Origin of the sequence: Borreliella sinica, assembly GCF_033969665.2 — a bacterium.
In the GTDB taxonomy this organism is placed as follows: Bacteria; Spirochaetota; Spirochaetia; order Borreliales; family Borreliaceae; genus Borreliella; species Borreliella sinica.
On sequence record NZ_CP179548.1, the window covers coordinates 1 to 25,477 of the forward strand.

At 26.3% G+C, this 25,477-nt stretch carries 24 protein-coding genes and 10 pseudogenes; 14 read left to right on the plus strand and 20 right to left on the minus strand.

The window, feature by feature from the left end; all coding sequences use genetic code 11:
- Positions 1 to 379 precede the first annotated feature (379 nt).
- Complete coding sequence (locus QIA41_RS04965; RefSeq protein WP_418909396.1) at positions 380 to 517, plus strand: hypothetical protein; 138 nt, start codon at positions 380 to 382, stop codon at positions 515 to 517.
- Positions 518 to 838: 321 nt separating this feature from the next.
- Here QIA41_RS04965 and bdr read toward each other — a convergent pair whose 3' ends face one another.
- The 6 genes from bdr to QIA41_RS04995 all read right to left on the minus strand — a co-directional run bounded on the left by bdr (position 839) and on the right by QIA41_RS04995 (position 4,428).
- On the minus strand, positions 839 to 1,474 hold the full coding sequence (gene bdr, locus QIA41_RS04970; protein ID WP_418909378.1) for a Bdr family repetitive protein: 636 nt from the start codon (positions 1,472 to 1,474) through the stop codon (positions 839 to 841).
- A gap of 103 nt (positions 1,475 to 1,577) precedes the next feature.
- Positions 1,578 to 2,051 (minus strand): DUF226 domain-containing protein, encoded by a 474-nt coding sequence (locus QIA41_RS04975; protein ID WP_418909379.1) that lies wholly within the window; start codon positions 2,049 to 2,051, stop codon positions 1,578 to 1,580.
- A gap of 131 nt (positions 2,052 to 2,182) precedes the next feature.
- Positions 2,183 to 2,614, minus strand: coding sequence for a hypothetical protein (locus tag QIA41_RS04980; protein WP_418909380.1), 432 nt, complete (start codon positions 2,612 to 2,614; stop codon positions 2,183 to 2,185).
- 1 nt (position 2,615) lies between these two features.
- Complete coding sequence (locus QIA41_RS04985; RefSeq protein ID WP_418909398.1) at positions 2,616 to 3,044, minus strand: hypothetical protein; 429 nt, start codon at positions 3,042 to 3,044, stop codon at positions 2,616 to 2,618.
- On the minus strand, positions 2,936 to 3,394 hold the full coding sequence (locus QIA41_RS04990; protein WP_418909381.1) for a plasmid maintenance protein: 459 nt from the start codon (positions 3,392 to 3,394) through the stop codon (positions 2,936 to 2,938). Before QIA41_RS04990 ends, QIA41_RS04985 begins: the two co-directional genes overlap by 109 nt.
- Positions 3,395 to 3,879: 485 nt before the next feature.
- A complete protein-coding gene (locus QIA41_RS04995) occupies positions 3,880 to 4,428 on the minus strand; it encodes a P52 family lipoprotein (RefSeq protein ID WP_418909382.1) in 549 nt (182 codons plus the stop codon).
- 161 nt (positions 4,429 to 4,589) lie between these two features.
- On the opposite strand from QIA41_RS04995, the pseudogene QIA41_RS05000 reads away from it, so the two are divergent.
- Positions 4,590 to 5,147 (plus strand): annotated as a pseudogene (locus QIA41_RS05000) (VUT family protein); the annotation flags it as partial.
- A gap of 1,402 nt (positions 5,148 to 6,549) precedes the next feature.
- On the opposite strand, the gene QIA41_RS05005 reads toward QIA41_RS05000, so the two are convergent.
- On the minus strand, positions 6,550 to 6,678 hold the full coding sequence (locus QIA41_RS05005) for a hypothetical protein (RefSeq protein WP_418909383.1): 129 nt from the start codon (positions 6,676 to 6,678) through the stop codon (positions 6,550 to 6,552).
- Positions 6,679 to 7,223: 545 nt separating this feature from the next.
- On the opposite strand from QIA41_RS05005, the gene QIA41_RS05010 reads away from it, so the two are divergent.
- From QIA41_RS05010 to QIA41_RS06240, 3 genes are all read left to right on the plus strand, one after another.
- A complete protein-coding gene (locus QIA41_RS05010) occupies positions 7,224 to 7,535 on the plus strand; it encodes a P12 family lipoprotein (protein WP_418909384.1) in 312 nt (103 codons plus the stop codon).
- Between the two features lie 117 nt (positions 7,536 to 7,652).
- The gene (locus tag QIA41_RS05015; protein WP_418909385.1) at positions 7,653 to 7,853 is read left to right on the plus strand and encodes a hypothetical protein; all 201 of its coding nucleotides are present in this window, start codon (positions 7,653 to 7,655) and stop codon (positions 7,851 to 7,853) included.
- Positions 7,837 to 8,178, plus strand: coding sequence for a P12 family lipoprotein (locus tag QIA41_RS06240; RefSeq protein WP_472841723.1), 342 nt, complete (start codon positions 7,837 to 7,839; stop codon positions 8,176 to 8,178). Before QIA41_RS05015 ends, QIA41_RS06240 begins: the two co-directional genes overlap by 17 nt.
- 301 nt (positions 8,179 to 8,479) lie before the next feature.
- On the opposite strand, the pseudogene QIA41_RS05025 reads toward QIA41_RS06240, so the two are convergent.
- From QIA41_RS05025 to QIA41_RS05045, 5 genes and pseudogenes are all read right to left on the minus strand, one after another.
- Positions 8,480 to 9,125, minus strand: a pseudogene (locus tag QIA41_RS05025) (transposase); the annotation flags it as partial.
- 123 nt (positions 9,126 to 9,248) lie between these two features.
- Positions 9,249 to 9,758 (minus strand): virulence associated lipoprotein, encoded by a 510-nt coding sequence (locus QIA41_RS05030; RefSeq protein ID WP_418909386.1) that lies wholly within the window; start codon positions 9,756 to 9,758, stop codon positions 9,249 to 9,251.
- A 311-nt stretch (positions 9,759 to 10,069) separates the two neighbouring features.
- Positions 10,070 to 10,819, minus strand: coding sequence for a ParA family protein (locus QIA41_RS05035; protein WP_418909387.1), 750 nt, complete (start codon positions 10,817 to 10,819; stop codon positions 10,070 to 10,072).
- Positions 10,795 to 11,334 carry a DUF226 domain-containing protein gene (locus tag QIA41_RS05040; RefSeq protein ID WP_418909388.1) on the minus strand — a complete coding sequence of 180 codons (540 nt, stop codon included), beginning with the start codon at positions 11,332 to 11,334 and terminating at the stop codon, positions 10,795 to 10,797. Before QIA41_RS05040 ends, QIA41_RS05035 begins: the two co-directional genes overlap by 25 nt.
- Before the next feature lies 1 nt (position 11,335).
- Entirely contained in the window at positions 11,336 to 12,253 is a 918-nt protein-coding gene (locus tag QIA41_RS05045; protein ID WP_418909389.1) for a plasmid maintenance protein, read from the minus strand.
- Between the two features lie 551 nt (positions 12,254 to 12,804).
- On the opposite strand from QIA41_RS05045, the gene QIA41_RS05050 reads away from it, so the two are divergent.
- Complete coding sequence (locus tag QIA41_RS05050) at positions 12,805 to 13,401, plus strand: chromosome replication/partitioning protein (RefSeq protein WP_418909390.1); 597 nt, start codon at positions 12,805 to 12,807, stop codon at positions 13,399 to 13,401.
- 179 nt (positions 13,402 to 13,580) lie between these two features.
- On the opposite strand, the pseudogene QIA41_RS05055 reads toward QIA41_RS05050, so the two are convergent.
- A pseudogene (locus QIA41_RS05055) lies at positions 13,581 to 13,718 on the minus strand (RNA-guided endonuclease TnpB family protein); the annotation flags it as partial.
- Between the two features lie 169 nt (positions 13,719 to 13,887).
- On the opposite strand from QIA41_RS05055, the pseudogene QIA41_RS05060 reads away from it, so the two are divergent.
- The 5 genes and pseudogenes from QIA41_RS05060 (at position 13,888) to QIA41_RS06245 (ending at position 18,076) form a co-directional block, all read left to right on the plus strand.
- Positions 13,888 to 15,029: pseudogene (locus QIA41_RS05060) on the plus strand (RNA-guided endonuclease InsQ/TnpB family protein).
- A gap of 65 nt (positions 15,030 to 15,094) precedes the next feature.
- The gene (locus QIA41_RS05065) at positions 15,095 to 15,568 is read left to right on the plus strand and encodes a P12 family lipoprotein (RefSeq protein ID WP_418909391.1); all 474 of its coding nucleotides are present in this window, start codon (positions 15,095 to 15,097) and stop codon (positions 15,566 to 15,568) included.
- A gap of 609 nt (positions 15,569 to 16,177) precedes the next feature.
- A pseudogene (locus tag QIA41_RS05070) lies at positions 16,178 to 16,487 on the plus strand (hypothetical protein); the annotation flags it as partial.
- Between the two features lie 385 nt (positions 16,488 to 16,872).
- Positions 16,873 to 17,892: a BMP family ABC transporter substrate-binding protein gene (locus tag QIA41_RS05075; protein ID WP_418909392.1), complete on the plus strand. Its 1,020-nt coding sequence runs from the start codon at positions 16,873 to 16,875 to the stop codon at positions 17,890 to 17,892.
- 52 nt (positions 17,893 to 17,944) lie between these two features.
- Entirely contained in the window at positions 17,945 to 18,076 is a 132-nt protein-coding gene (locus QIA41_RS06245; protein WP_472841721.1) for a hypothetical protein, read from the plus strand.
- Here the strand turns inward: QIA41_RS06245 and QIA41_RS05080 are convergent.
- The 3 genes and pseudogenes from QIA41_RS05080 to QIA41_RS05090 all read right to left on the minus strand — a co-directional run bounded on the left by QIA41_RS05080 (position 18,059) and on the right by QIA41_RS05090 (position 20,674).
- A complete protein-coding gene (locus tag QIA41_RS05080) occupies positions 18,059 to 18,286 on the minus strand; it encodes an IS200/IS605 family transposase (RefSeq protein ID WP_472841725.1) in 228 nt (75 codons plus the stop codon). The genes QIA41_RS06245 and QIA41_RS05080 overlap by 18 nt on opposite strands.
- A 198-nt stretch (positions 18,287 to 18,484) precedes the next feature.
- Positions 18,485 to 19,541 (minus strand): annotated as a pseudogene (locus tag QIA41_RS05085) (RNA-guided endonuclease InsQ/TnpB family protein); the annotation flags it as partial.
- Between the two features lie 350 nt (positions 19,542 to 19,891).
- Complete coding sequence (locus QIA41_RS05090) at positions 19,892 to 20,674, minus strand: virulence associated lipoprotein (protein ID WP_418909393.1); 783 nt, start codon at positions 20,672 to 20,674, stop codon at positions 19,892 to 19,894.
- 822 nt (positions 20,675 to 21,496) lie between these two features.
- Here QIA41_RS05090 and QIA41_RS05095 point away from each other — a divergent pair.
- Positions 21,497 to 21,802: pseudogene (locus tag QIA41_RS05095) on the plus strand (hypothetical protein).
- 144 nt (positions 21,803 to 21,946) lie between these two features.
- On the opposite strand, the gene QIA41_RS05100 reads toward QIA41_RS05095, so the two are convergent.
- From QIA41_RS05100 to QIA41_RS05115, 4 genes and pseudogenes are all read right to left on the minus strand, one after another.
- Positions 21,947 to 22,096, minus strand: coding sequence for a plasmid maintenance protein (locus QIA41_RS05100; protein ID WP_418909394.1), 150 nt, complete (start codon positions 22,094 to 22,096; stop codon positions 21,947 to 21,949).
- A 416-nt stretch (positions 22,097 to 22,512) separates the two neighbouring features.
- Complete coding sequence (locus QIA41_RS05105; RefSeq protein WP_418909395.1) at positions 22,513 to 22,761, minus strand: hypothetical protein; 249 nt, start codon at positions 22,759 to 22,761, stop codon at positions 22,513 to 22,515.
- Positions 22,762 to 22,926: 165 nt separating this feature from the next.
- Positions 22,927 to 23,168, minus strand: a pseudogene (locus QIA41_RS05110) (helix-turn-helix domain-containing protein); the annotation flags it as partial.
- A gap of 583 nt (positions 23,169 to 23,751) precedes the next feature.
- Positions 23,752 to 24,009, minus strand: a pseudogene (locus tag QIA41_RS05115) (helix-turn-helix domain-containing protein); the annotation flags it as partial.
- A 526-nt stretch (positions 24,010 to 24,535) separates the two neighbouring features.
- On the opposite strand from QIA41_RS05115, the pseudogene QIA41_RS05120 reads away from it, so the two are divergent.
- Together QIA41_RS05120 and QIA41_RS05125 are read left to right on the plus strand one after the other, a co-directional pair.
- Positions 24,536 to 25,039, plus strand: a pseudogene (locus QIA41_RS05120) (P12 family lipoprotein); the annotation flags it as partial.
- 31 nt (positions 25,040 to 25,070) lie between these two features.
- Positions 25,071 to 25,268, plus strand: coding sequence for a P12 family lipoprotein (locus tag QIA41_RS05125; RefSeq protein ID WP_418909397.1), 198 nt, complete (start codon positions 25,071 to 25,073; stop codon positions 25,266 to 25,268).
- Positions 25,269 to 25,477 lie beyond the last annotated feature (209 nt).

Here is a 25,477-nt window from a genome sequence, read left to right on the forward strand (position 1 = left end):
ATATTATTATTATTTAGTATAAAGTATGAGACAACCTATCTATTAATAATAAGCTTATTTGAAGAAAAGGTCGCCTCTCCAAAGCTCTCTCTTCGATTGCTGAAGGATCGCAATTTTTTGTATGTTGTTTTTTCCAAAAAAACAACATACAAAAAATTCACATTCAAGTAACCCAAACGATATTGAAAAAAATTCATCTTCCCCTAAAAACTCCAGAAATTGCATTAATATTATATTATCAAAACGATACAGTTGGAAAAGATATTGGGGATATTGCGACTACTTTGAAATATGAACGCGAAAAAGCCACCGTGCTTGCGCCATCCCTTTTGATTTTTTTTTATCTTTAGGAATAGGATCCTTTGTCCAAGGGGATTACATTGGTGGTGGCGCAGTACTTGGAACTCAAGTATTGGGGGGAATACTCGTACTAACTGGATATATTATTGGTGGCACATCAACTGGACCAGCACAAGCAATAACCAGAGCAACCCTAACTCACAAAACTTTTTCTTAATTAAAACATCCTGTATATTAAATTATCTCAAAACTCAATTACATTAAATCATTTACACCTATAAGACCAAATCAAAACAATCTAAATTATTATATAAGCAGCCCCAATAGACTTGCATCTACTATTGCAAATTTAATTTCAAATTTTTTCACTGAAAATGAATCTTGCAGAAATTTACACACTCTAAAACGATACATTAATGCAAACTTAAAACGTCAAAGAATTTTTAATAACACTAGTAAATTACAAAAACAAATTATATCTAAAATATTTTTGATTAATTAAAAATATTAATTAATCAAAGTGAAAATTCCTTGTAAGCTAATTCAAATGGCTGCCAATCAGCGACACAACATAAGGAACTAGAATAGATATAGCAATAGGAATTATTACTATTGCCGCAATGGTTATTATTCTATTACTCACCTTGAGTTTTTCTAATAATAATTGATTATTGATTTCCATCTTTTCTAATAATAATTGATTATTACTTTGTATTTCTTTTTTAAGATCTTGCACTAAATTAGACATATCTTGTTTTAAATTTTTCTCTACACTATCTATTTTAGCGTTAAGTTCACTTTTTACACTATCTATTTTAGTATCTAAATTAGATATATCTTTTTGTAAATTCTTCTCTACACTATCTATTTTAGCGTTAAGTTCACTTTTTACACTATCTATTTTAGTATCTAAATTAGATATATCTTTTTGTAAATTCTTCTCTACACCATCTATTTTAGTATCTAAATTCTTCTCTACAAAAGAGAGCTCAGAAATAAGATTATCAAACTTTAAACCAAATTGTTTTTCTAAATTTTCTAAATCTCTATATGTAAGGTTATTGTGATAATATCTCTTCGATAAATCTTGTGCTATTAAATGCTCCATGCCTAGTCTAAGGAATTCTTTATATATTTGTTCTTCAGTAATATTTGTTGTTGATACTAATTCCATAATCTACTCACCTATCACTCATTATAACACAAATCAAAGCCAAATAATAACACATTTTCAAAATCTCCTAAATTCTTTTCGGACTCGGCGACGAGGAGGTGGATTAATAAGATTGCCAATTTGATCTAATCTTTCCGCCTCTTTCTTGCTTAATTCTAGCAATCCACTTGGTTATAATTCCCGAGGGATCCAAATCTTTAGAGTAAAACTTAAATACTTCTTTTCCCAAATCCAGTATCCGCTTATATAATTTTCTAGTAAATCTAATATCGCGCTCTCCAACCAAATAAGCTATGGTATGAATATAGAAAAATATACTACCCTTCGCAAACCTAAATTCAATGTAATAAGCTTTATTGAAAGTCTTGAATTTTTTTTTAGAAAATTTACAAACAGAAACATAATCACTGTAAAATTTATCAAATTTGACCTTTTTGAATCCGTAAAACATTCCCAAAAATGCATCTCCATCTTTTACTGGAAACAAATTAATCCACTTTTTCTCCTTATTGAAAGAGTTAATGAAATATACTGAAAGCTTATCTTTGCGAGCCTTGAACCCTTTCAGAATATTCATCAATCTCGTATGGTATATGGTTTTATCGCCAATAATGTCCTTTTTGAAAAAAGAGTGGTTCTCAAAAGCTACTTGCTTTCTATCAGGAACATCAATCTTTTCTCTAGGGTTTGTTTTTTTTACGACCCTTCTTAATATTCTAAATTTGATACATTACTCCTTTCTAAGTGTTTTACTACCCACTCCCTCACCCCCCTACCTGTACCACCAGGAACACCACCAGGATTCTTTTTCAAATTACCAATGAATAGCTCTTTATAGTCTTTGAAAATTCTGGCTAATATTTTCTTAAGACTTGAATACCTTTTTGCCTTTAGAATGTATTCAAGGCCATCCACCTTTTCAATGGTAAACCCCAATTTGTCGTTATATTTTTTCTGGATCCACTCATCCAAGAACTTATACACGTACTCGTAGTCCAAATCTTCTGGTTTCAAATTAGGAAAATTAGTAATGCTTTTGTCCTTAGCTTTGTTCTGTACTTCGGTGCTTTTGTAAACATGCCAAATTTTGTCCCGTCTTAGGTACATTTTTCTTGCTAAATGTTTAATTCTTATTTTCATTTTACCTCCTAAAGCCTATTGGATCAAATTGCTTTTTTACCGATTCCAAGACTCTCAAGTGAAATTCCCTTGATTGACCCTTAAAACCCAAAGAGTACTCAACAATGTTACTTTTCGCCAAAATGTTGCCGCTATTCACATTTGAGTGACTTTTATCCGGCGGCGCGCCCATATTTACACTATCTTGCTCATGATTATTTGATTCTCGTAATTGACAATTTGACTGTTCTTGCTTATTCGAATGAACTTGACAATTAACCCTCTCCAACCGTTCTCTACTGCGATTTTCTCTTTCTCTAGCTTCCATTTCAAGAACTTTTTTCACATAATCGCTAAGTCCAACCTTTTTCTTAACGAAATCTCTAAACCCTTCTCCCCAAATAAGATCATAATCGCTAATGACTCCATCATTACGCTTATCATCATCCAAACTTTGTACCGATAATTAGAGAACTGCTCCAAAAAGTGCTCAAGGATATATTTCAATTTGCTATCCTTATGCTCATCTAAAGCTGTTTCCAAATTATTGAGCGCATTCAAGTATGTTGACTCATTATTGATAAGATCCTTTATCTTATACAGAAAATTATTTTCAATTCCACTTTTTTTCAACCTATCCTCAACATCTTTTTTTTCTAAAGTTTTATTGTTTTTTAGAATTTTTGAATTAATATTAGAATTCTTTGAATTCTTATGCTTAATATTACTTATATTAGCTTTATATAATACAGGCGACCGGGGGCCGAGTGAGGCGACATTGTATTGACACACGACTTGCACTGTTTGAAGTATCTAAGGTAATGTCGCATGAGTTAACAAAACTTTCTGAAGAATTGTCAGAAAGTTTACTAGGAAATGTATTATTAGGAAGTGTATATAAATTGGATTTTTTTGTAAAAAATTTTTTTTAGAAAAATTATAAGAATTTTTGGTTTTAAACACTGCGTTTTTGATGTCCTCGTCAAAATCACCTACTATTTTCTTATGAGCAAGTCTGTAGATTGTCTTCAATAATAGTTTTTAATATTTAATTAATATAAAAAATTAAGAATCCCTAAATAGGGTTTTTATTTTATCAAAAAAGAAAAGCCATAGAAAATAAAATTTAAAAATGCCTTATATTATTAAAATACGAAAAATCTTATTTTAAAAAAAGAATTTATAACTAAAAGCCTAATATTTTATATAATTTTATTCATTAATCCTTACATAGACATTAATACTAAAAATGAAAATTATCTTACAATCAATAAATAACAATGATCTTAAAGTGTATGCTCTATTACTTTCTTCACTTTTAAATATTGTTCATCAATAGTGGGCCTAGGCATAAAAAATTCCCTCCCATTATACCAATATTCATATTCTCCTTCACCAGAATACTTAATATTTGGAGAATATAAATCCCTTATACATGAATAAAGCCAATGAACTCCGTGTTTAAATTTATTATTCTGCTCATTTCTTATCCTACCAAACAACTTAATCAATTCTTTAGATCGCTCAGAACCTAAATCTAAAAAGAACTTATTAAAATACTCCTCATTATAGTCAATCACTGGAGGTACATCGCGACAATTAGGATCCTTTAAACTGATTACAGTCTTTTTTATATCGACTAATAAACTATGTTCAGCCACATACAATCTTAAATTAGAAAATATACCTTCAGTAATAATCTTATCAGGCCCTTTATCGTAACTTTCCATTTCCAAATTCTCAAAAAAAGTTTGAACAGATTGTTCCTGCTTATCAGGCAAATAACAACCCAATAAAGCTAATGTTATTATGCAAAAGCCAAGCAAAATCCTCATATATGCTGCTCCTTCTCCACCTTACTACTAAAATAATCTATAAATAGATAAGTTCATCCAAATACTATTTTACTAAACTCCAAAAGCTCTACTAAAATAGATTTCTCTAAAAAACAAGTATATATCAATTTTATCTTTTCTCAAGAATTGTTAAATAGCAAATCATACTAAATAAATTAAAAGCATTTGAAATGTATTTGAATACATCGGGAATTATTTTTTTATCAACATTATTTTCGTTAAATTTAATAACAGAGAAATATAATAAGAAAGAAGCAATAGATTCGGCAATATTGTGTTTGTTACTAAAAATAACATTTACTATCATGATTCAATTTGCACTAGGATTCACCCATAGCAAATCAGACCAATTAGGAATTCACTTAAAAATATTGTTTTATAATTTCGAGTATATGGCAACAGTATTAATTGGGACATATTTGTTTTTTTTATTTCAATATATTAATGTATTGTTATACTATTATTTTAAAATTAAGATAAAATCTTTATGGGTAGTTCATCCCCTATCAAGACTAATTTCTGGATTATTAGCTGGTTTGACTAGCTATGTATCTATAAATGGGTTATTAAAGTTTTACCCTGAAGTAAGAGTAAAAGGACTTACGAATGGTTCTTTAACTCTTACATTGATAATAATTGCAATCGACACAATTTTTTATCTATTTTTAAATTCTTGGAAAAGAGTCGATGAGGCTTAAAAATTAATAGGATTTTAAGTATTCTATGTATTTTAAATACATAGAATACTTTTACTTACTTCAATTTGTTAATTTGCTTTCTTTATAATAGTTTTGAATTTGTAAAGCAAAATTGGATATTATTATTAATTTAAAAAAATAATAGGGAGTCTTAATGGAGCTTGTAATGCTTTACAACCCAAGATATATTAGAGGCACTTTAAGAATCAAAATCAAAGATTTTAATGGTAAAAATAAAATACTGTAAAAGTTAGTGATATTGGAAATAATTTAGAAAGCTTAAAAAATTCTTTCAAAGAAACCAAAAAATTGCCTTGGAAATCTTGAAAAGAAAGAAATAATTTCTAAATCTATAAAATATGAAGTATAACCATAAAATCAGTTTAAATCACCTGGGATATTGGGGTATAATATGCTTCACTTTTCTTTCTATCAAGCAATCTAGATGTAAGATAAATATTGACTTTATAGTGGCAACAACTTTGTTTACTTTTTGGTTTTAAGCTCTTCTTCAGTACGAATGAGATAAACCCCATCTTCAATAATACGATAAACAGTGGTATCTGCAATTCTTAGATCATATTCAAATAGAATTTCGTATAATTCTCCAAAACTATTAAGATTAATTTTTAAATATCCCACAAATTTATTTTCTTTTGCATTTTTTGTTAAAGGATGGTATCTTAGCTAAAACATCTTCAAGCCCATCAACACTTAGCAAATTCTCATTATTTAAATACTTAGCTTTATCTTCTGAACATAATCCCTTGTTAAATACAAGAAGCTTTATTAAATCATTACCTTTATCAAAAGTATTAAAAATTGTTATTAATTTAATATATCCCCTTTTCCATTAATAACTTTATTATAAAAATAATACCCAAAAGACATATAAGATTTACATATAACACATTCTTTCAATATTCTTTTAAATAGCTCATTGTCCTAAACGCATACAATAAAAAAATATTCTTAAAATAAATAGGGTTGCTTCTTCAAGAATGTCAACTAAATCCGATTTAGTAAAAATTCTCATAAATAAGATTATCAAACTTTATATCAAATTGTTTTTTTAAATTTGCTAAATCTTTATAAGTAAGTTTAATATAAGCTTTATTATATTATTTAACAATAAAATAAAGTATCTAAAAATTATATTTATTGACCATTGTGCTAAAATTAAGAAATAATAAACTTAAGGAATAGCTTATGAATAAAACAATGCTTATTGTTTACGCTGTTTTTGCGCTGGTAAATTCTTGTAAGAATTACCAAAATTTCAAACAAGGCTCTGAAAAAAATTTCAAGCTATTGTTATTGTAACTATCCATAACATTTAACATAAAATTATAACAAAAACTTAATATTGATTATTAATATCATTTTTCATATTATATTTGAGTTATTCTTTTAGACTGTTATAATTTATTAGTTCTTTATCTTCATTGTTTTTTAAACTTATTTCTTCGTTATAATTTCCAAAACCATTGCTAAATAATTCTTCTTTATATTTTTTAGACCTTATTTCCACTTTAAACGCCCTATTTTAAGTCCCCAAGAAGCATATCAAAAAATAATAAATTTAAGATATTTTTTAATACATTTTTTAATTCTTCATAATATTTTAATTTAATCACTCTAACAACTTAAGATAAATTAAGCTTTACAATAGCTATTATTGTCTTTGTAATTATTTGATAGATTATTTTTGCCTTTCTATCTCTATATAATATACACTATTAAGACTTTTAAAACCTCTTTTTATAAGCTTGGTTTTTGTAAAATTTCCATTTTAAAAATCATAATCAATCTCTTTTAAGATATCACTCACTTATATGTGCTAAATTTTTGTTTCTATAAGCTAATTGCATAAAACCTGCTTTTTCCCTTTATTATTTGGGGCTAATAATGTTCTATGATTATTGCCTAATAAGATTGTTTAAGGCTGCTTTTAATAAATACAAAGAAAAATGATTTTTTACATTGAGAAGAGATCTATGTTTGTTATTTTGTGGGAATAACAATATATTTGTATTAAACAGATATTAATTTATAAAGATCCTAATAAGAGAAGATATGAGAGAAAATATTGTAGCGGTATCCATGTTAATATTAATAAGCTTATTATCGTGTAATACAAGTGGGCCCACTAATAAATTAACGCACAAAGAATCTAAATATGAAAATATTTTAGGCTTTGTAGAGGAAATTCAAGAAGATATAGAAGTTGCCAAACAACATATGAAAGAAATAGAAAAACAAATGGTGCCAGCTGTTTCTGTAAAACCTACTAATGTGGGGATAAGTTCTCCGTATTACCTTCGAAAAGAAATAAAAATACAAGAAGAAGAGTTGGTTCCAAATACTGACGAAGAAAAGGAAGCATAGAAAGCAATTAAAGGTGGGAGTCTTTAACTTGCTAAGTCAGTTGATGATGAAACCAACCTTAAATATGAGGCTGATCGGTTAATATCCAATTTTAATAAAGTTTATGATGAAATCTCAATGCTCAAAGATTCAATGCAAACAGAAATGCATATTGTGGGGAGAATAAATCATATAATAAAAACAAAATCTCATATACAAAAAGAATATTGGAAAAGAGTAATACGGAATAAACAAGAAAAACAGAATCTAATTGAGTTGTTCAATAGGTTCTTAGAAAAGAGAGGCAATATAGAGGAGCTTAATACTCAATTGGGTTAGTGGGCTTAGTGAGAGAGAATCTGCAAAGTACTTTTTTAAAGAATCTCAAAAAACTTTAAAAGATGCTATTACTGAGAGATTACAAAACAAATGTAGAAAATGGAAAAGGCCAATAAATATATATAATAATTTAGCAAGAAAGGCAAAAAGTAAAATAGAGAATGTTTTAAGTCAATTAAATACTTCTTCTTCCAAGATAGCTGAAGCAATGAAAACAAAGGAAGAAATAGAACAACTTATTCGAAAAGCAAACTCTATTTTGGATTCTTCAAAAAGCAAACTCTATTCTGATGATAGATTTTGCTTTTTAAGAGATAGAAAATAAAAAGATATTTTTTTATAAAACCTTATGTTTGATAGAAAGTCTTTATTAAGAAGAAGATTTTTTATAATTTTATTTTAGGCTTTTTAAGCCATGAATTATAAAAACCAATAGGATGTAAAAATTGACAATATTGTTTCTTCTAAAATTAATGTTATTAAAAGTGAATTTAAATTCTAAAGTAGATAGTGTGTAAAGAATTTATAAAAAGATCTAATTTAACGTAAGATCTTTTTATAAAAAAAGGAGTGTTTACCATGTCGCCAATAGTCTTACTAAATCATCTACCCTTTCCCTAACAGTCCTTTTTCGTGCCTTTAATTGATAGATTTTCTATTATTATGTTCTTATAATCAGCCACAAAGTAATAAGATAATTTATGTAAAAATCTTTTCTTTGGTTTATAATCTTCTTATATAGAATTAGCAACTCTTAATCTAGATTTAACTCTATTGATAGAACCTTTTTATTTTTGATAGTTTTCTTTGGTATTTTTATTAAAAATATATTACTAGAGGGGATGTAGAGTTAATTTTACAAATCCTATCTCAGATGGATTGATATATTCATTTTCTATTCTTATTGATTTTTTTTTGATTATTAGTTCTCAAAAGCTTAACTATTTTTCTTGCTTTTAAATTTTAGGAACTTCTTGTATTTTTGCTTCCTTTTTTAATTTTTCTAAAAATTATTAGACGCAAAGTCTAGGTCAATCCATGCACTATAAAGAGACCTGTTAACAACTTCCTTTAAGAATGAGAATAAATTTTTACATTCACTTATATCAATTACTTAGATTTCTATTAATTTTTTCATAATAACCTTTCTTATTACTTAAAATTTTGTTATACAAAAAATCTTATACACACAACATTTAAATACTTTTTAAAAGTACTTTCTCTGATCAAAGAGAAGACATATTCTGTATTTACAAACTTTATAGCGCGCATTATTTTTTATTTGACCGACCTTATCAAATAATATTTAATATCAATACCAAGAACTATTATAAGAAGAAAATATTCTACTTATTTAGATGAATATTATTGGAAACCTTATTTTTGGTCTGGAAGTTATTGTCTTATTTCTACTAGAGGCGCTTCTACAACTTTTTCTTTAATTTGATCGTAAAGTTTATATAAATGGGATCTAAGCTTAGAAGTATCTGTTTTTATAAGATTTTTATCATTTTGATAATCCAATAAAATTTGTTTTGACGTTTCTGATACAAATTTTACTATAGATAATATTGTGTCAAATGATTTTTTAAGCTTCTCTATATCTGAAATATCTAGTTTATCTAGAGCATCTTTTTTTGAACATAAGAAATCAATTGAATTGTCAATAGCACCCCCAAGATCATTAAAGGTGGCTAACATCAATCCAGAGATATCTCCAATAGTTATAATATTTGAAAATTCCTTTAATTCGTTATCATCAATAAGACTTGAAATAGTATAAACACGTCCTCTATATCTTATAGATCTATTAGTATTGCTGGATAGAAATTCGCCTCCTGGATCACTCCAACCCATTGCACCAAAAATCAATATTCCGTATTGGTCTGAAGGTTCTTTTTCCATTTTTTTACATACTTTTCTTTATGTGCATTAGATGATTCTATTGAATTGATAAAATTATTAAGTAATGTTTTTTTCTCTTGCAGCTTTTTCCTTTTGGTTAAAAGCTGCAGATTTTATATTAAGAATTTTCTTTATTAGAAGATCATTTTAAATCTTCTTTATCAATAAAAAGTAAGACAAATTAAAGACATAAAAATAAGATTAAAAAATAAAAATGAATAAAATTTCAACTAAATTATTAATCTATATCTTTTTATCTCATAATTTAGAAAAAATAAATTTCAAAAATATCACCTTGATGTTTGATGAATTTAAAGTATCTCTTTTAAAGCATTTTCAGCTTCCTTATAATAAATTTCTTTTAAAGAAGGCTCTAAAAGGTCATTTATAAAAACTTTTATACTATTTGAAAAGTGAATTTTCCCTTTTATATATTTACCATATTTTTTATACAATACATTCTCAACCTCCTTTAAGGTATTCCTATTTTTAATAAATTGGTTTTCTATAATAGAAATATTGTATTTTTTATTTTTAATATTTTGAATATTATTGATAGTTTCTGTTAAAATAGAAAAGCTTTCTATTGACCATCTTTCTACCTGAACTGGAATTATAATATGGTCTGTAACATTTAAAGCATTCTTTAAAAGAAAGTTTCTACTAGGAGAAGTATCTATTATAATATAATCAAAATCAAAACTTTTACTGCTTTTATTTAATCTAAATTCTAAAATAATTTCTTTATAATCTATATCATCTGTGTTAAATTTTTCTAAAACAGGATGGGAAGGAATTATAGAAATAAATTCATTAATTTTATTTTCACATTTATCAAAATAGGTGTTTCCTTTCAAAAATTCATAAACATTGTGTCTTTTAATATTGATTATATATCTATTAAAATAGGAACTTAAAGAATTTTGTGGATCAAGATCAATTAATAATACTTTTTTGCCTAATTCTTTTAAAACATAAGAAAAAAGTATAGAAAGTGAGCTTTTCCCAACTCCTCCTTTTAAGCTTGCAAGTGTAATTACAATTGGTTTTTTTTGATCCATTTATTTATAACTCCCGCATCTTTTAATTTTTTATTATAAAATTCATATACTTTTTTTTCCATTTTTTTTAAGTGTGATAAATTAAATTGATAATACTCGGTGTTTTCTTTATTTTTTCTTAGAAGTGTTCTTAAAGATTGAACATATGCTTTAATAGAGCCATTTTTAAAAGCAAATTCTATATAATAGAGTTTTTTTATCGCATAAGTTTTATTATTTTCTTTTTTAAGGAAAAAGGGTTTATCTAGCTTATCATGTCTATATCTTATTTCTAAGAACTTATCATCTTCTTTTAAAGGAAAAAGATTAAAAAAAAGAAAATCTTCAGTATTATTAAACTTTTGGAAAGTAAGTCTTAATCTTTCCCCTTTATTTGTAATTCTAAAACCAACTAGATGTTTAAATATTTTCGTGCAGTATATTTTTCTACTATTTACTTCTTCGATTCTATTGAATATAATTCTTTTTTCTATATTATTTTTTTTATTTCTGAGTCTTTCAAGTAAACTGCCCAAATTATAATCCTTTTTTCAAAATGTTCGCTAAAATATTATTAGCGATTAAGCCAGCATGCCCTGAAAAGCTGGTTGTTCTACTTACTTTCCACTTAGTAGTATAAGTGTCTTTAAATTCTCCTGCAAGAGTGTAAAAATCAGTTTTATAAGGAGCGGTTTTTCTCATAAAATGGATTTTATATTTATAAAAGTTTAGTTTGGATAAGAAAAATTCTCTAATGTCTCTTACATCGTAATCGTGTTTTAAATAATTTTTAAAATCTTTGTAGTTTAATAAAGTATTTTTTAGTGTCTTGATGGGGTTTTTGGTGTTGGAAACCATTGATTTAATTCTTTTAAACACAGGGTTTTCTATAGAATTCTTATTATATATATTTATATATTGTTTATTATATACAGTGATATTTTTAGTGATATTTTGGGATTCAAAAGACCTTTTTTCTTTTTCTAAAGTATCTTTTTCTTCCTTTACTTTCTTAATTAAGTTTGCTTTAGTGTTGCTAAAATATGCAGTAATCAATTTATGTGCAATAGGTGACACTTTATATATACAAAGCTTTCCTTTAAATTCTCCAAAGTTATTTGAGAATGTTAGTATTCTTTTTTCTAATGCTTTTAGCTTGACTAAAAATCTTAAATCTAGTCTTAGAGTATTAATTGTAGTTGTTTTTTTATTTTCTTTATCTATGTTTGAGTTTAGTACGCGAAGTATATCTCCTTGGTGATGAACCCGAAGTTCTTTTAGTTTTTCAGAGTCGAAATGAACTCTATATATTGATATATTATGTTTTTTTTCAAACTCTTTGTTTAAGAAAGTAATAACAGAAATTATTTTCTTAAGTTTGCAGTCTTTTGAAAGTAGTTTATTGGACTTATTAGTATTAATTTGGTAGTTATAATTAGGTATAACAGCTTTCATTTTTTGTCTCCCAGTTTAATGTGTATTTAATTATTAATTTCTAGTTAGAGATTATAATATATAAAATAATAAATTTCAACCCCTGTTAAAATTAAAGCTAAATATTATTAAAAATAATATTTAAGTTACTAGGCTTGAGGTTTTAACAAAAAAACATACTGGTTTTATACAATAACTGGGGGAAGCTTTTTAATGAACTAGATTAAAAACAAAACAATAAATAACACTCAAAGTATAAAGAATTAAATCAATTTAAAAATATATTTTCTTTAGTTACTATTTTTAAAGCAAAGATTATAGAAATAGCTTCTTGTTTCGTTCAGAACCGAACGATTTTTTATTATTAGTAAGTTTTTTAATAAAAAATACTAAATATTGACACAAATTTTAATTTGTGTCAATATTTAGTCACAGATTAGTGTTATTAGATTTATTATATATCTTTTTTTGCTAATATTATTAAGTCAAAATTTCTTTTTCTAGATGCGAATTAATAGTTAAATACATAAAAATGTATACTTCTAAAACAAAAATAAATATAGGAGGGTAAAATGGGGAAAAAACAAAATAAAAAAGAGATGATTTTAAATGACAGATTTGAAGATTTTATTGATAAAAGTCAAAATTTAAATAGTCAAGATGAAAATTTAATAATTTACAATGATTTAAAAGACCAATTAAAGCTTAATTTGAAAGACGATATTGACAATAAAATTCAAAGAATGAAAATTTTATATGAAATTAAGCAAAAAGAACTTTATAAATACGACGGTTTTAAAAGCTTTGAACAATTTATAAAATCTTTTATAATTGCAAAAACTCAGGCTTATACATATTTAAAAGTTTATGAAAAGGTTTTGGAAGGCGTTGTTTCTATTGATAAAATTAAGGAAGTAGGTTTTAATAGCATATATCATGCTATACAAAAACAAGGATTATTAGATATAAATAAAAAAAATATAAATAAAAATAACAAAAAAAATATCCCAATTAGAATTTTAGTAAAAGATGATGAATTATATGATTTTTGTAAAAAAGATACCAAAAGAGTCTATTTTATTTTAGAGGAGATTTTTAAAAATAAAAAAGATATTTTATCAGAGATTATAATTAAATATGATTTTTTAAAAAAGAAAAGGAATAAATAAATTTTCAAGTTTTGTTGACTTTAATGTTTGATTAATGGTAATCTATTATTTCTAGTAGGCTTAAGTTTATTTTGCCTAGTTTAATGTCGAAAAGATGCCCGGAAAAGGGTTTTTTTCATTTTAAGATTTAAATCTTAAGGCTTATTATCATCAAAAATTGGGTTTTTGGTTTTAAATTCTTTTTGCATACTCCCAATAGACAAGTTTTCTATTATTATGTTTTTATAATTAGCCACAAAGCAATGAGACAGTTTATGTAAAAAGCCTTTTCTTTGATGATATAAAATTTTCTTATACGGCTTAGTAGTTCTTAATCTATATCAATTTTATCGATAGAAACTTTTTATTTTTTTGATAATTTCCCTAGTAATTTTTTAAGTTTATCAAAAAATAACAAAGAATACTCCATCCACAATTTCTATGGAATTTAGGTGGAGATGAATTTGTAATACAAGTTAAAATATAATATAATGATTTTAAAAAATAATGAGTACTAATAAAGCTTATAAGTACAAAATATATCTCCCAACATCAATCAAAAGAAATATTTTTCAAAAGTATTTGGATGTGTAAGATTTTTGTATAACAAAATGTTAAGTGATAAGAAAGACTATTATGAAAAAAATAAACAAAGTCTTAGTGTTAATCCAAGTAAGTATAAAAATGAATTTCCATTTTTAAAGTAAGTTGATAGTTTAGTTCTTTTTAGTGCATGGATTGACTTAAACTCTACTTATAATAATTTTTAGAGAAATTAAAAAAGAAAATAGAACACAAGGATTTCCTAAATATAAAAGTAAGAAAAATAGACAAACTTTTAGAACTAATGGTCAAAAAAATTCAATGAGGATAGAAAATGATTATATAAAGTTGTTCAAAATAGGATTTGTAAAATTAACTCTACATAAGAACATTAAAAGCAATGAAGTTATTAAAAATGTAGTAGTAGAAAAAGATACTGATGATAAATATTATATTTCGGTAGCAGTTGAGTGCTTAGATATAGAAAATAATGATAAAACCAAAGGTGATAAAAAAGAGATAGTTGGTATCTATATGAGCATAAGACATTTTTTAGCAAGTAGTGAGGGTGAGGAAATCAATCATTCTAAATATTTACTAAAAAATGAACGCAAACTTAAGAAATACTAAAGAAAACTATCAAAAAAACAAAAGGATTCTAAAAATAATAGAGCTAAATCTAGATTAAGAGTTGCCAAGTTACATGGAAAAATTTCAATTCAAAGAAAAGATTTTCTACATAAATTATCTTATATTTTGTAGCTAATTATAAAAATATAGTAATAGAAAGCTTATCAATTAAAGGTATGCAAAAAGGAATGTTTGGTAAAAGCGTTAATGAATTTAGGACGGTATGAGTTTGTGAGGCAATTATCATATAAATCAGAGTGGTCCGGGGTCCTATTTGCATGAAGTAGATAGATATTTTCTATCAAGCAAACTATGTAACAATTGTGGTATTAAAAATACAGCTCCAAAATTAAGTGATATTAAGTGGACTTGTGGTAGTTGTAATGTTTTTACATGGTAGAGGTATAAATGATGCATCTCTAAATCTTAAAGCTTATTATTATGAGAAAATAAAAACTAAGGCAGGAACTGCTTGAAGTAAAGCTTGTGGGCCATGCTCTAGTGGGTGGCCGTTCTTAAGAACCTAAAAAGCTATCATAGGATGAAACAAGAAGTTATTTCTATAATCTTTGATTTAGAAATAGTAGTTTATATTATTATTAAAACTAAGGAAGAAAAGGAAGTAGAAAAAATAATTAACGATGTAAAGAGTTTGCTTAGAAATAGTGAATTTGCTAAATTGGTTGATGATGAAAGTAAACTTGAAAATAAATATAAAGAATTAGAATCTAGTTTTAATTCTGTTTATAATGCTCTTAAAAAGAAATTAGGGCCTAGTTTTTTTGATGTTTATTGCGAAATTCTAGATACTAAAAGGGAAATAAGTTCAGAACTTAAAAATAGACTAGTAAAAAGATATTATACAAGACCCGATATAACAGTGGATAAAGAAGAAAGGCAAGAACTAGTTCATTTAATTAATCAGTTTAACAATAAGAGAGCTGATCTTGACAGGCTTATAAGTAAATTAGAGGTAGGACTTAGTGAGAGAAACCATGGGAGGGGCACCCGTTAGAGTATAGTACACAAGCTTTACTTCAGGCAATTGTCTTATCTTTTATCAAAAAATAATAAAGAATAATAAATATATGAGCCTTGGTAAGGCTCATAATTATGAATCAACCAACTTGTATGAGATAGTAATAAATTAAGGACATTTATATGAATGTAAAAAATAGAAAAGAATTATCTTTTAATTGGGAGTAGTAGTTCATATAATAAATTAGGATAAAAATCTAGCAATATGTAATGATTTAACTAAAAATATGCAGAATAATCTACCTTAAATACGATCTCTAATAAATATATTTATTAATAAATTCATCTCCACTTAAATTTTATGGAAATCTAAATATGAAAAAAGAAAAAATTTTTATTGATTTGAATAGAGAGTTTATGATATCCCTAATTTAAGATAGAGATTTTCACACCTTTCTATAAGAGTCATAATGGACTGTCTATTAAAGGAGCTTTTTTGTGATGGCATTTTTTATCAAAAAAACAAAAAAGGTTTTATTAATAGAATAAAATCTTGACTAAAAATTGTCAATCTACATAGCAAGATTACTGATCAAGTGAAAGACTTTTTACATAAATGATAAAATAAAATAATGAAAACCATGACATTGTAAAAACAAATGATTCAAACATAACTCTTTATAAAGAGTTATCAGAAGACTTTATAAAAAAAGAAGATATTTTTAAAGCAAAAAGCTTTTTTCTTTTTTAAAGAATAAAGTTCAAACTATCGATAATAATTCAGCAGAAGCAAATATAGAGTCTTTATTAAAATCTATATTTGAAGAATTAACTTATTCTGTAGAGCAGCAGAAAGGCGGCCAAATAGATGGGAACAATCCAGAGCAGATATATTGCTTTTTGAAAATGATAAAGACAAAGCAAATTTTAATAAGAAATTAAATGCCGAAATGAAAGAATAATTTATAGAAAAATTGCAAGAAATACATATCAAAGAACTATGCTAAGTGCATTATGTCCTAAAAATTGTTATTGCGTAGAGTTGCGATATATAAATTATAAAGAAACACTAATGTCACTAAATGACAAAAAAATAAAATACTGTATTATTTATAAATTTTATTTTATAATATAGGGCAAAGAAATTACTAAGCGTATTTTAGCTAGTATACTTGAAGAATTGATTCTTTTTATTTTAAGAATATTTTTTATTGTATATATTGTAATATTTAAATAATGAAAATTTATTAAGTATTAGTGAACCTGAAGAAATACTGGTTAAAATTAAGTCAAAGTTGTAAGCTATTAACTATAATTTCATTTTAAAAGGATAAATAGTTTATGAATAAATTATTATTATTGATATTATTTGAATGTATTATTTTTTTATCTTGTGGTGGTAAGGATAGTCTTGAGAGTGGAATTCCCAAGATATCTATAATAGTTGATGGAACTTTTGATGATAAATCTTTTAATGAGAGTGCTTTAAGTGGCGTAAAAAAAATTAAAGAAAAATTTGCGGCTGAATTTATTTTAAAAGAATCTTCAGCAAGTTCTTATTTGTCTGATCTTGAAGGTCTTAAAGATGCTGGTTCAAATTTAATTTGGCTTATTGGGTATAGATTTAGCGATGTGGCCAAGACTGTTTCTTTGCAAAATTCCGAGACGAAATATGCAATTATTGACGCTGTTTATTCTAATGAGACTATTCCCGCTAATTTAGTAGGCATGACTTTTAGGTCGCAAGAGGGTTCGTTTTTGGCAGGCTATATTGCTGCAAAAGTTTCTAAAACGGGTAAAATTGGATTTTTAGGGGGAATAAAGGGCGAGATAGTAGATGCTTTCAGGTATGGATATGAAGCTGGCGCTAAGTATGCCAATAAAGATGTCAATATATCTTCTCAGTACATTGGCAGTTTCTCCGACATTAAAGCTGGTAGAAGTATTGCAACTAAAATGTATTCTGATGAGATAGATATTATTCATCATGCTGCAAGCCTTGCAGGAATTGGAGCTATTGAGGTTGCGAAAGAACTTGGTTCTGGGTATTACGTTATTGGCGTTGATGATGATCAATCATATCTTGCTCCTGATAATATAATTACATCTGTAATCAAGGATGTTGGTAGAGCTTTGGGTCTTTATACATCTAACTATTTAGAAACCAATACTTTTGAAGGTGGAAAATTAATAAATTATGGGCTTAAAGAAGGAGTTGTAGGGTTTGTAAGAAATCCCAAGATGATTCCTATTGAACTTGAAAAAGAAATTACTAATCTTTCTGACAAAATAATCAACAAAGAAATTATTGTTCCATATAATGAGGAAAGTTATAAAAAATTTCTTAAAGAATTTGTTTAACAAAAAATAAGAAAGAATTCTCCACCTAAATTTCACAGAAATTTAGGTGGGGATGAGTTTATTAATAAATGGATTTCTTTTGATTTTGAATATATTTTCTGATGATATCAATGGAAGCACCCCTAGTAGAAATAAGACAATAACTTCCAGACCAAAAATAAGGTTTTCAATAATATTTATCTGAATAAGTAGAATATTTTTTTCTTATAAGCCTTAAAGATACTGTTTTTAGATTATTAATAAATTTAGAAGGTTGAACATTGGGGGTAAATTCTAGTAATAAGTGAATATGATCCTTCTCATGGTTAAATTCATTAAAGGTTCTTTTCCATAAAGAACATATATTAAGTATTATTTGGTGAAGATAAGATGAAATTTCAGCATTTATACTTATATTTAGTAACTAATACTAGGCGATAATTAATAAAATATACATAGTGATTATTAAAAGTTAGCTTGTGTGACATATGCATTTAAATATCCTTGATGCACACATATAAGGAAAAAACCTCTGTTTCAAATACACTATTACTTACGAGCGTTTTCAATTTGAGAAATAAATTTACTTACTAACTCTTTAGACCTATTGGGACAAAGTATTGCAACCACTACAACTCCACCTAATATCACTTAATTTTAGAGTTGTATTTTTAATACTACAATTGTTGCATAGATTAATTGATGGGAAATACTATCAACTCTATGCAAATAGGATCCATACCACTCCGATTTATATGATAATTGTCTTACAAGCTCATACCGTCCTAAATCATTAACACTTTTGCCAAACATTCCTTTTTGCATACCTTTAATTGATAAGCTTTCTATTACTATATTTTTATAATTAGCTACAAAATATAAGATAATTTATGTAGAAAATCTTTTCTTTAATTTAAAATTTTCCCATGCAACTTGGCAACCCTTAATCTAGATTGAGCCCTATTATTTTTAGAATCCTTTTGTTTTTTTGATAGTTTTCTTTAGTATTTCTTAAGTTTGTGTTCATTTTTTAGTAAATATTTAGGATGATTGATTTCCTCACCCTCACTACTTGCTAAAAAATTCCTCATGCTCATATCAATACCAACTACTTCTTTTTTCCTATCTTTAATTTTATCGTTATTTTTAACATCTAAGCACTCAGCTGCTATTGAAATATAATATTTATCATCAGTATCTTTTTCTACTACTACATTTTTAATAACTTCATTGCTCTTAATGTTCTTATGTAGAGTTAATTTTACAAATCCTATTTTAGGAACTTTATATAATCATTTTCTATCCCCATTGAATTTTTTTGAGACTATTAGTTCTAAAAGTTTGTCTATTTTTCTTACTTTTATATTTAGGAAATCCTTGTGTTCTATTTCCTTTCTTAATTTCTCTAAAAAAATTACTATATGCAGAATTTAAGTCAATTTGGGCATTGCAAAGAAGCTAAGCTATCGAGACTTCCCTTAAGAATGGAAATTCTTCTTTATACTTACTCGGATAAGTAATAAGTCCTTGTTTGTTTTTTCATAATAATCTTTCTTATCACTTAACATTTTGTTATATAAAAACCTTACACATCCAAATACTTTTGAAAAATATTTCTTTTGATTAGTGTCGAGATATATTCTGTACTTATAAGCTTTATTAGCACCCATATGTTCTATTATTTTATAATATTTTATAATTAGTGTATATGTCGCATAAGCTAACTTTTAATAATCACCGAGTATATTCTATTAATTATCACCTGGTATTAAATAAGTATTATTGAAATACTTATTTTTGATCTGGAAGTTATTGTCTTATTTCTACTGTAGGAGCCTATATTGATATCATCAAAAATATATTCAAAATCAAATAAAATCGTTGAAACATAGCTTGCTCGCAACAAGTTTTTTTATTACTAAAGTAAGCAAGATTGAAATTTTCAATCTTGCTTACTAGAATTAACACATTATGCAATGTGAACTACTATTCTTAAATTAAAGATTATAGAAATAATAGTTCACAAACTTTCAACTAAAGATATAACCTCCTTTAATAGATTTTCTGCTTCTACGGTTTCTTCTCTCATTTGCTTGCAAAATGCATCTAAATAAGATTTAAGCTTAGTGACATCTGTTTTTATTAGATTTTTATCATCTTGATAATCTAGTAAAATTTGTTTTGTCTTTTCTGATACAAATTTTATTGTAGATAATATTGTGTTAAATAATTTTTTAAGCTTATCTAAATCCGAAATACTTAGTTTATATAGGACATCTTTTTTAGAATATAAGGGATTAGTCACTTCTTCAAGAAGATATCCAATAGCAACAAAAACCCTAAACAACTCCAACTCTAGTGTTTGTCCTGCAAGTCTTAAAATATCTGAAATTTTCTTTAATTCTTTATCATCAATAAGGCTTAGAGTAATATAGACGCGTCTTCTATATTTTATAGATCTATCAGTATTGCTGGACATCGATTCACCTGGTGCTGACACCCAATTCAGATCTGCAAAAGCCGACAACATTCCGTATTGATCAGAAGGCTCTTTTTCCATTTTTTTTATATACTTTTCTTTATATGCATTGGCTGATTCTATTAAATTGATTAGATTATTAAATAATATTTTTTTATTTCTTTCTCTTTCTTCCTTTTTTTGATCGGAAGATGCTTCTGAGTTAGATTTTGAGTTCTCCTCATTAGATGGATACTTAGCATTTCCTTGATTGATTTTAAAATCTGGAGTGCAAGCATTTAAAAATAGAAAAATAAATATATATACAATTATATGATTTTTCACAAACATTCTCCTTAAGCAAAGCTTAATATTTCGCATATCTATATATTTAATTTGATTCAATATTATTATATTATTTTATATATAATAATTATATATATTTTAATTAATTTTATTAAGATAAAATTGTATAAAATGATTTTTTAAGCTTATATAAATTTAAAGTATCTAGTTTGTCTAGGGCATCTTTCTTAGGGCATAAGTAATTAGTAGCCATAATATTTAGAAAACGAATTTATATTATTTTAAGCCCTATTAATGGTAACGAATTAAAAGAATTTCCAAAATTATATATCTCGCAGAAAGAATAGCATATTCATTAAACATTTTTAACGGTTTCTTGGTAGCATGTTATTGACAAATCTCTCTCGGTACTGATGAATATATATTCGGCGCCTGGTTAAGACCAACTCATTTTATCAAAATTCAACATTACGTATTGAGCCGAAGGTTCTTCTTCCATTTTTTAATATACTTTTCTTTATGCGCATTAGATGATTCTATTAAATTGATTAAATTATTAAGTAATGTTTTTTTATTTCTCTGTTTTTTATTTTTAGGTAAAAGCTAATTCTGTATTAGATTTTGACTTCTTCTCATTAGATGGATACTTAACACCTTCTTGATTGGTTTTAAAATTTGGAATGCAAGAATTTAAAAATATAAAAAAATATATATACAATTATTTAATTTTTTATAAACACTCTCCTTAAGCAAAGTTCAATCTTTAGTATCGATATATATATACAATTCTATCAAATTAATATTATATAAAAAAAGAATTATACAAATAAAATAGATACTATAATTAGTAACATTAATAATATTAAAAGAAAAAAAGAGATGTGTGGACAAAGGATTAAAAATAAGGGTACTTATCCTATATATGATGATATTATAGGAAGTGGAGCTAGAGACTCTATACATAACATGTGGGGATAAAACATAGATATGTTGATTTTAGCAATTTATTTTTAAATTTAGAAAATACTAGAAACAACTTAAAAAGCAAGCAAAATAAAAGATGTTAATAAAAATACTGTAGAAATTAGTGATATTAGGAATGATTTAGAAAGCTTAAAAAGTGATCTAGAAAAAATCAAAGAATATCTTGAAAATCTTAAAAAGTAAGAGATAGCTTATAAAGCTATAAAATGTGGGGTACTCAATGTACTCAAGCAAGTCCAACCAGATGTTCCCAAATTATCTCCCTATGGTAAGCTGCAAGCCCCATGTTTTGAACATAATGAGCAACATTTTCGTGCCCCCACAATCTTATCTTTTCCGAATTTTCTCAAACTTAGTTTGAATAAGTCCAAGTTCATCATTGAGCATTCTAAGAGCGCGCTGTACGGTGCGAATACTAGCAACTCTTTTGCCATCTTTTTCAAGAAGTTTCGCGACCATTTTGTAAATATCGCACACTGAATAACGCGCAACCCCAAATGTTTTGCGATAATCTTGATTTTTGCACTCTAATCGCCCAATATACTTTCAAAAGCCTATTATATTGGGCAGAGCGCATTTTTCGCCGCCGGATTAAAAGACTCAACAAAAGACACTTTTACAGTGTCTTTTGTTGAGTCTTGACGGTATTGTATGACACTAATTTGATAAGCAAATCGTGCACAATATATTTGCCCGATCTAGCTTTTTCTATTATTATATTCATAGAAAATTTTTTTAGCAAACCCTTATCCACTAACAAAAACGCTGGTGGTTAAAGGCTAAGTCTAGTTGCATATTGCAATTAGACTTAGCCTTTAATCCTTTATTATTCAAAATTTTAAGGCTAGGGTAATTTTCATTAAATCTCTCCGTAGGAAATAGTATACAACAAATCAATATTTTTTCTCAACAAATTTTTTAAATTTTTTGATTTTTAGCAAAAACGCTATACATATTTGAATTTCAGTCTTGACTTTAGCTACTTGAATTCTTATGTTTGCTAAAATCCCTTTCAAAGCGTATATACCAATTCCAGAGATAGAGATCACTAGCATTGCTATTATGCTGCCAACAATATTCATTTGTTTTTTGAACCCCATCATAATTCCTCTATTTTTAATTTTTTTAAAAAACAAAGCCACATTTTACTTTTTTGAAAAAATAAAATGTGGCCTAGTGCTAGACGGAATTTTTTCAATCCATCTGTCCAATATGACAAAGCATATTGTGAAGTTTTCGAAGAATTTGAAAATTACTATAATGTAAGGATTAAAAACGAATTTTAGGAGATGAAAAACTCAATCAAATAGGTCAAGTTGCGCATTGCAAAGAGCTAAACTATCGACTTCCTTTAAAAGAAAAATGGAAATTCTTCTTTATATTTACTTGGATAAGTAATAAGACTTTTTTTATTCTTTTCATAATAGTCTTTCTTATCACTTAACATTTTGTTATATAAAAATCTTATACATCCAAATACTTTTGAAAAATATTTCTTTTGATTAGCATTAGGATATATTCCGTACTTATGAGCTTTATTAGAACCCATATGTTTTATTATTTTATAATAAAGGATACATCGCTAATCAATTTTTTGTATTTTAATGATTATGAGCACAATTTTTTGATTGTGTTGTGCCCACTCTTGATTAACAATTCAAAATTATAAAAAAATTTTTAAAATTAAAACAGGAGGATTTTGGTGTTTTTGTGTTTAATTATTTTTTAAATGGGGAGGAGTAAATTGTGTATGTAATTATCAATTTTGGTATTAGTTTAGGAAAAAAATTTGCTTAAAAATATATTAATATTATATAATGTTGCGTTAAAAAATCAAAAACTCAAAATTTTTTGATTTTTTAACGCAACTTGAACCCGACAGTGATTCAGAAATTATGAAATTCTCCAAAGTCCAATGGTTTACATGAATATTATCAAGTATTAAATAATTGCCATTTAATATATTGCTTTTGTAAAGCGTTGAACAACTATTTTTAAATCTAATACTATAGAAATAGTTGTTCAAAACTAATCAATTTAACCTATATTAATGCACTGAATACCCCTTCAATGTAGTTTCGGAATTATTCAGTGCAAATTAATATCCTTTTTGGATTGGTTTTCTAATAAGTGAAAATACTATATGCAGAATTTAAGTCAATTTGGGCATTGCAAAAAGCTAAACTATCAACTTCCTTTAGAAATGGAAATTCATTTTTATAATTACTTGGATTAACACTAAGACTTTTCTTATTCTTTTCATAATAATCTTTCTTATCACTTAATATTTTGTTATACAAAAATCTTACACATCCAAATACTTTTGAAAAATATTTCTTTTGGTTAGTGTTGGGATATATTCTATGCTTATAAGCTTTATTAGCACTCATTATTTTTTAAATATTATATTATATTTTAACTTACGTTACAAATTCATCTCCACCTAAATTTCATAGAAATTATAGGTGGGGGTATTCTTTGTTATTTTTTTGATAAAGGCAATATGTATCTTACATCTAGATCGTTTGATAGAAAAAAAGTGGAGCATATTATACCCCCAGAAGAACTTGGCTGATTTTATGGTCGCGTTGGCGGTTGAAGAACAGCTTATCAGATATTTCCCCAATGATTAATAAGTAAAAAGTATAAATATCAATAATTATATTTATACTTTATTGTACTTTAAACAAAGTAATATATAATCTTAATTAAGAATAATTATTATTTATGATATATATTCTTGATTAGAGAGGAGGAGAATATTTTTATGAAAAAAAATTGCTTTTATATGCATTATTAATGATAGGCTTGATGTCTTGCAATCTAGATTCTAAATTATCTGGCAATAAAAGATAAAAAAATAACAATGATGTAAAAGAATTTTCAGATAGTGTTAAGGAAGATGCTTTTAATAATTTATATAGTAATCAAGAAAAGCAAAAAGCTTTTACTAAAAGTTTTGGAGAACTGAAATATAAGAATTTAATTGTTCCTGTAGAGTATGGGATGCCTCTTTGGAATCATTGAACAATAGGGTTGGTATATCCAAATATTTCAATTGGGCATGTTCAAAAAAAAGAAGATTTAATTCCTTATACTAAGGAAGAAAAGAAAGCAGATGAAGCAATTAAATATCTAGAGAATATTCTTGGAGACTCTGGATTTTCTGAATTAATCAAGAATGTGTGTGTACTTAAAGATGAATATACTTTAATAAAAGATGATTTTTATGATGTGATAGGAAAGATTCAAAATAAAAAAACATTACTAATGGGAAATTATAAGAACAACAGAGATAAGATAAGGAGATTGACACAATTGCAAAATGAGTTAAATAAACACCCCATTGAACTTGATCAACTTATAAATAAGATTGATATGGCAGAAAGTGAAATAAGATCGCAGCGTTTTCTTTTTTGATAGGGCTCAAAAAAGGTTAAAAGAAAGTATTATTGAAAGATTAAAGAGCAAAAAAAATGCATCTTATGCATTACAATTATCTAGACAAGCTCAAATGGATGCAAACAACTCTTTAAATAATTTAGAAGCTTATTCTTTAAAAAGAAATGAGGTACTAGGCAGCAAGAAAGATATAAAAGAACTTATTGAAAATGCAAAAACCGTTTTAGCAAGTGTTAATGGACAGTGAATTGCTATTTCTATAATCTTTGATTTAGAAATAGCAATTCACTGTGGGCGGTTTTTAGTATGTTGGCTTCTTTTTGGAAAAAATATTATACAATAATTAGTATTCTTTTTCAATAATTTGCGATCCTTCGGTAATAGAAGAGAGAGCTTTTGAGAGGCAATCCCTTTTAATAGGGTGTCTCTTAACTTTATACTAAACAATAATAAATA

Coding starts and splice junctions, on each gene's coding strand:
- bdr (WP_418909378.1), bottom strand. CDS start 1,474: ATGGAATTAGTATCAACAACAAATATTACTGAAGAACAAATATATAAA.
- QIA41_RS04975 (WP_418909379.1), bottom strand. CDS start 2,051: ATGAATATTCTGAAAGGGTTCAAGGCTCGCAAAGATAAGCTTTCAGTA.
- QIA41_RS04980 (WP_418909380.1), bottom strand. CDS start 2,614: ATGAAAATAAGAATTAAACATTTAGCAAGAAAAATGTACCTAAGACGG.
- QIA41_RS04995 (WP_418909382.1), bottom strand. CDS start 4,428: ATGAGGATTTTGCTTGGCTTTTGCATAATAACATTAGCTTTATTGGGT.
- QIA41_RS05010 (WP_418909384.1), top strand. CDS start 7,224: ATGAGAGAAAATATTGTAGCGGTATCCATGTTAATATTAATAAGCTTA.
- QIA41_RS05015 (WP_418909385.1), top strand. CDS start 7,653: ATGCTCAAAGATTCAATGCAAACAGAAATGCATATTGTGGGGAGAATA.
- QIA41_RS05030 (WP_418909386.1), bottom strand. CDS start 9,758: ATGGAAAAAGAACCTTCAGACCAATACGGAATATTGATTTTTGGTGCA.
- QIA41_RS05035 (WP_418909387.1), bottom strand. CDS start 10,819: ATGGATCAAAAAAAACCAATTGTAATTACACTTGCAAGCTTAAAAGGA.
- QIA41_RS05045 (WP_418909389.1), bottom strand. CDS start 12,253: ATGAAAGCTGTTATACCTAATTATAACTACCAAATTAATACTAATAAG.
- QIA41_RS05050 (WP_418909390.1), top strand. CDS start 12,805: ATGGGGAAAAAACAAAATAAAAAAGAGATGATTTTAAATGACAGATTT.
- QIA41_RS05065 (WP_418909391.1), top strand. CDS start 15,095: ATGAAACAAGAAGTTATTTCTATAATCTTTGATTTAGAAATAGTAGTT.
- QIA41_RS05075 (WP_418909392.1), top strand. CDS start 16,873: ATGAATAAATTATTATTATTGATATTATTTGAATGTATTATTTTTTTA.
- QIA41_RS06245 (WP_472841721.1), top strand. CDS start 17,945: ATGAGTTTATTAATAAATGGATTTCTTTTGATTTTGAATATATTTTCT.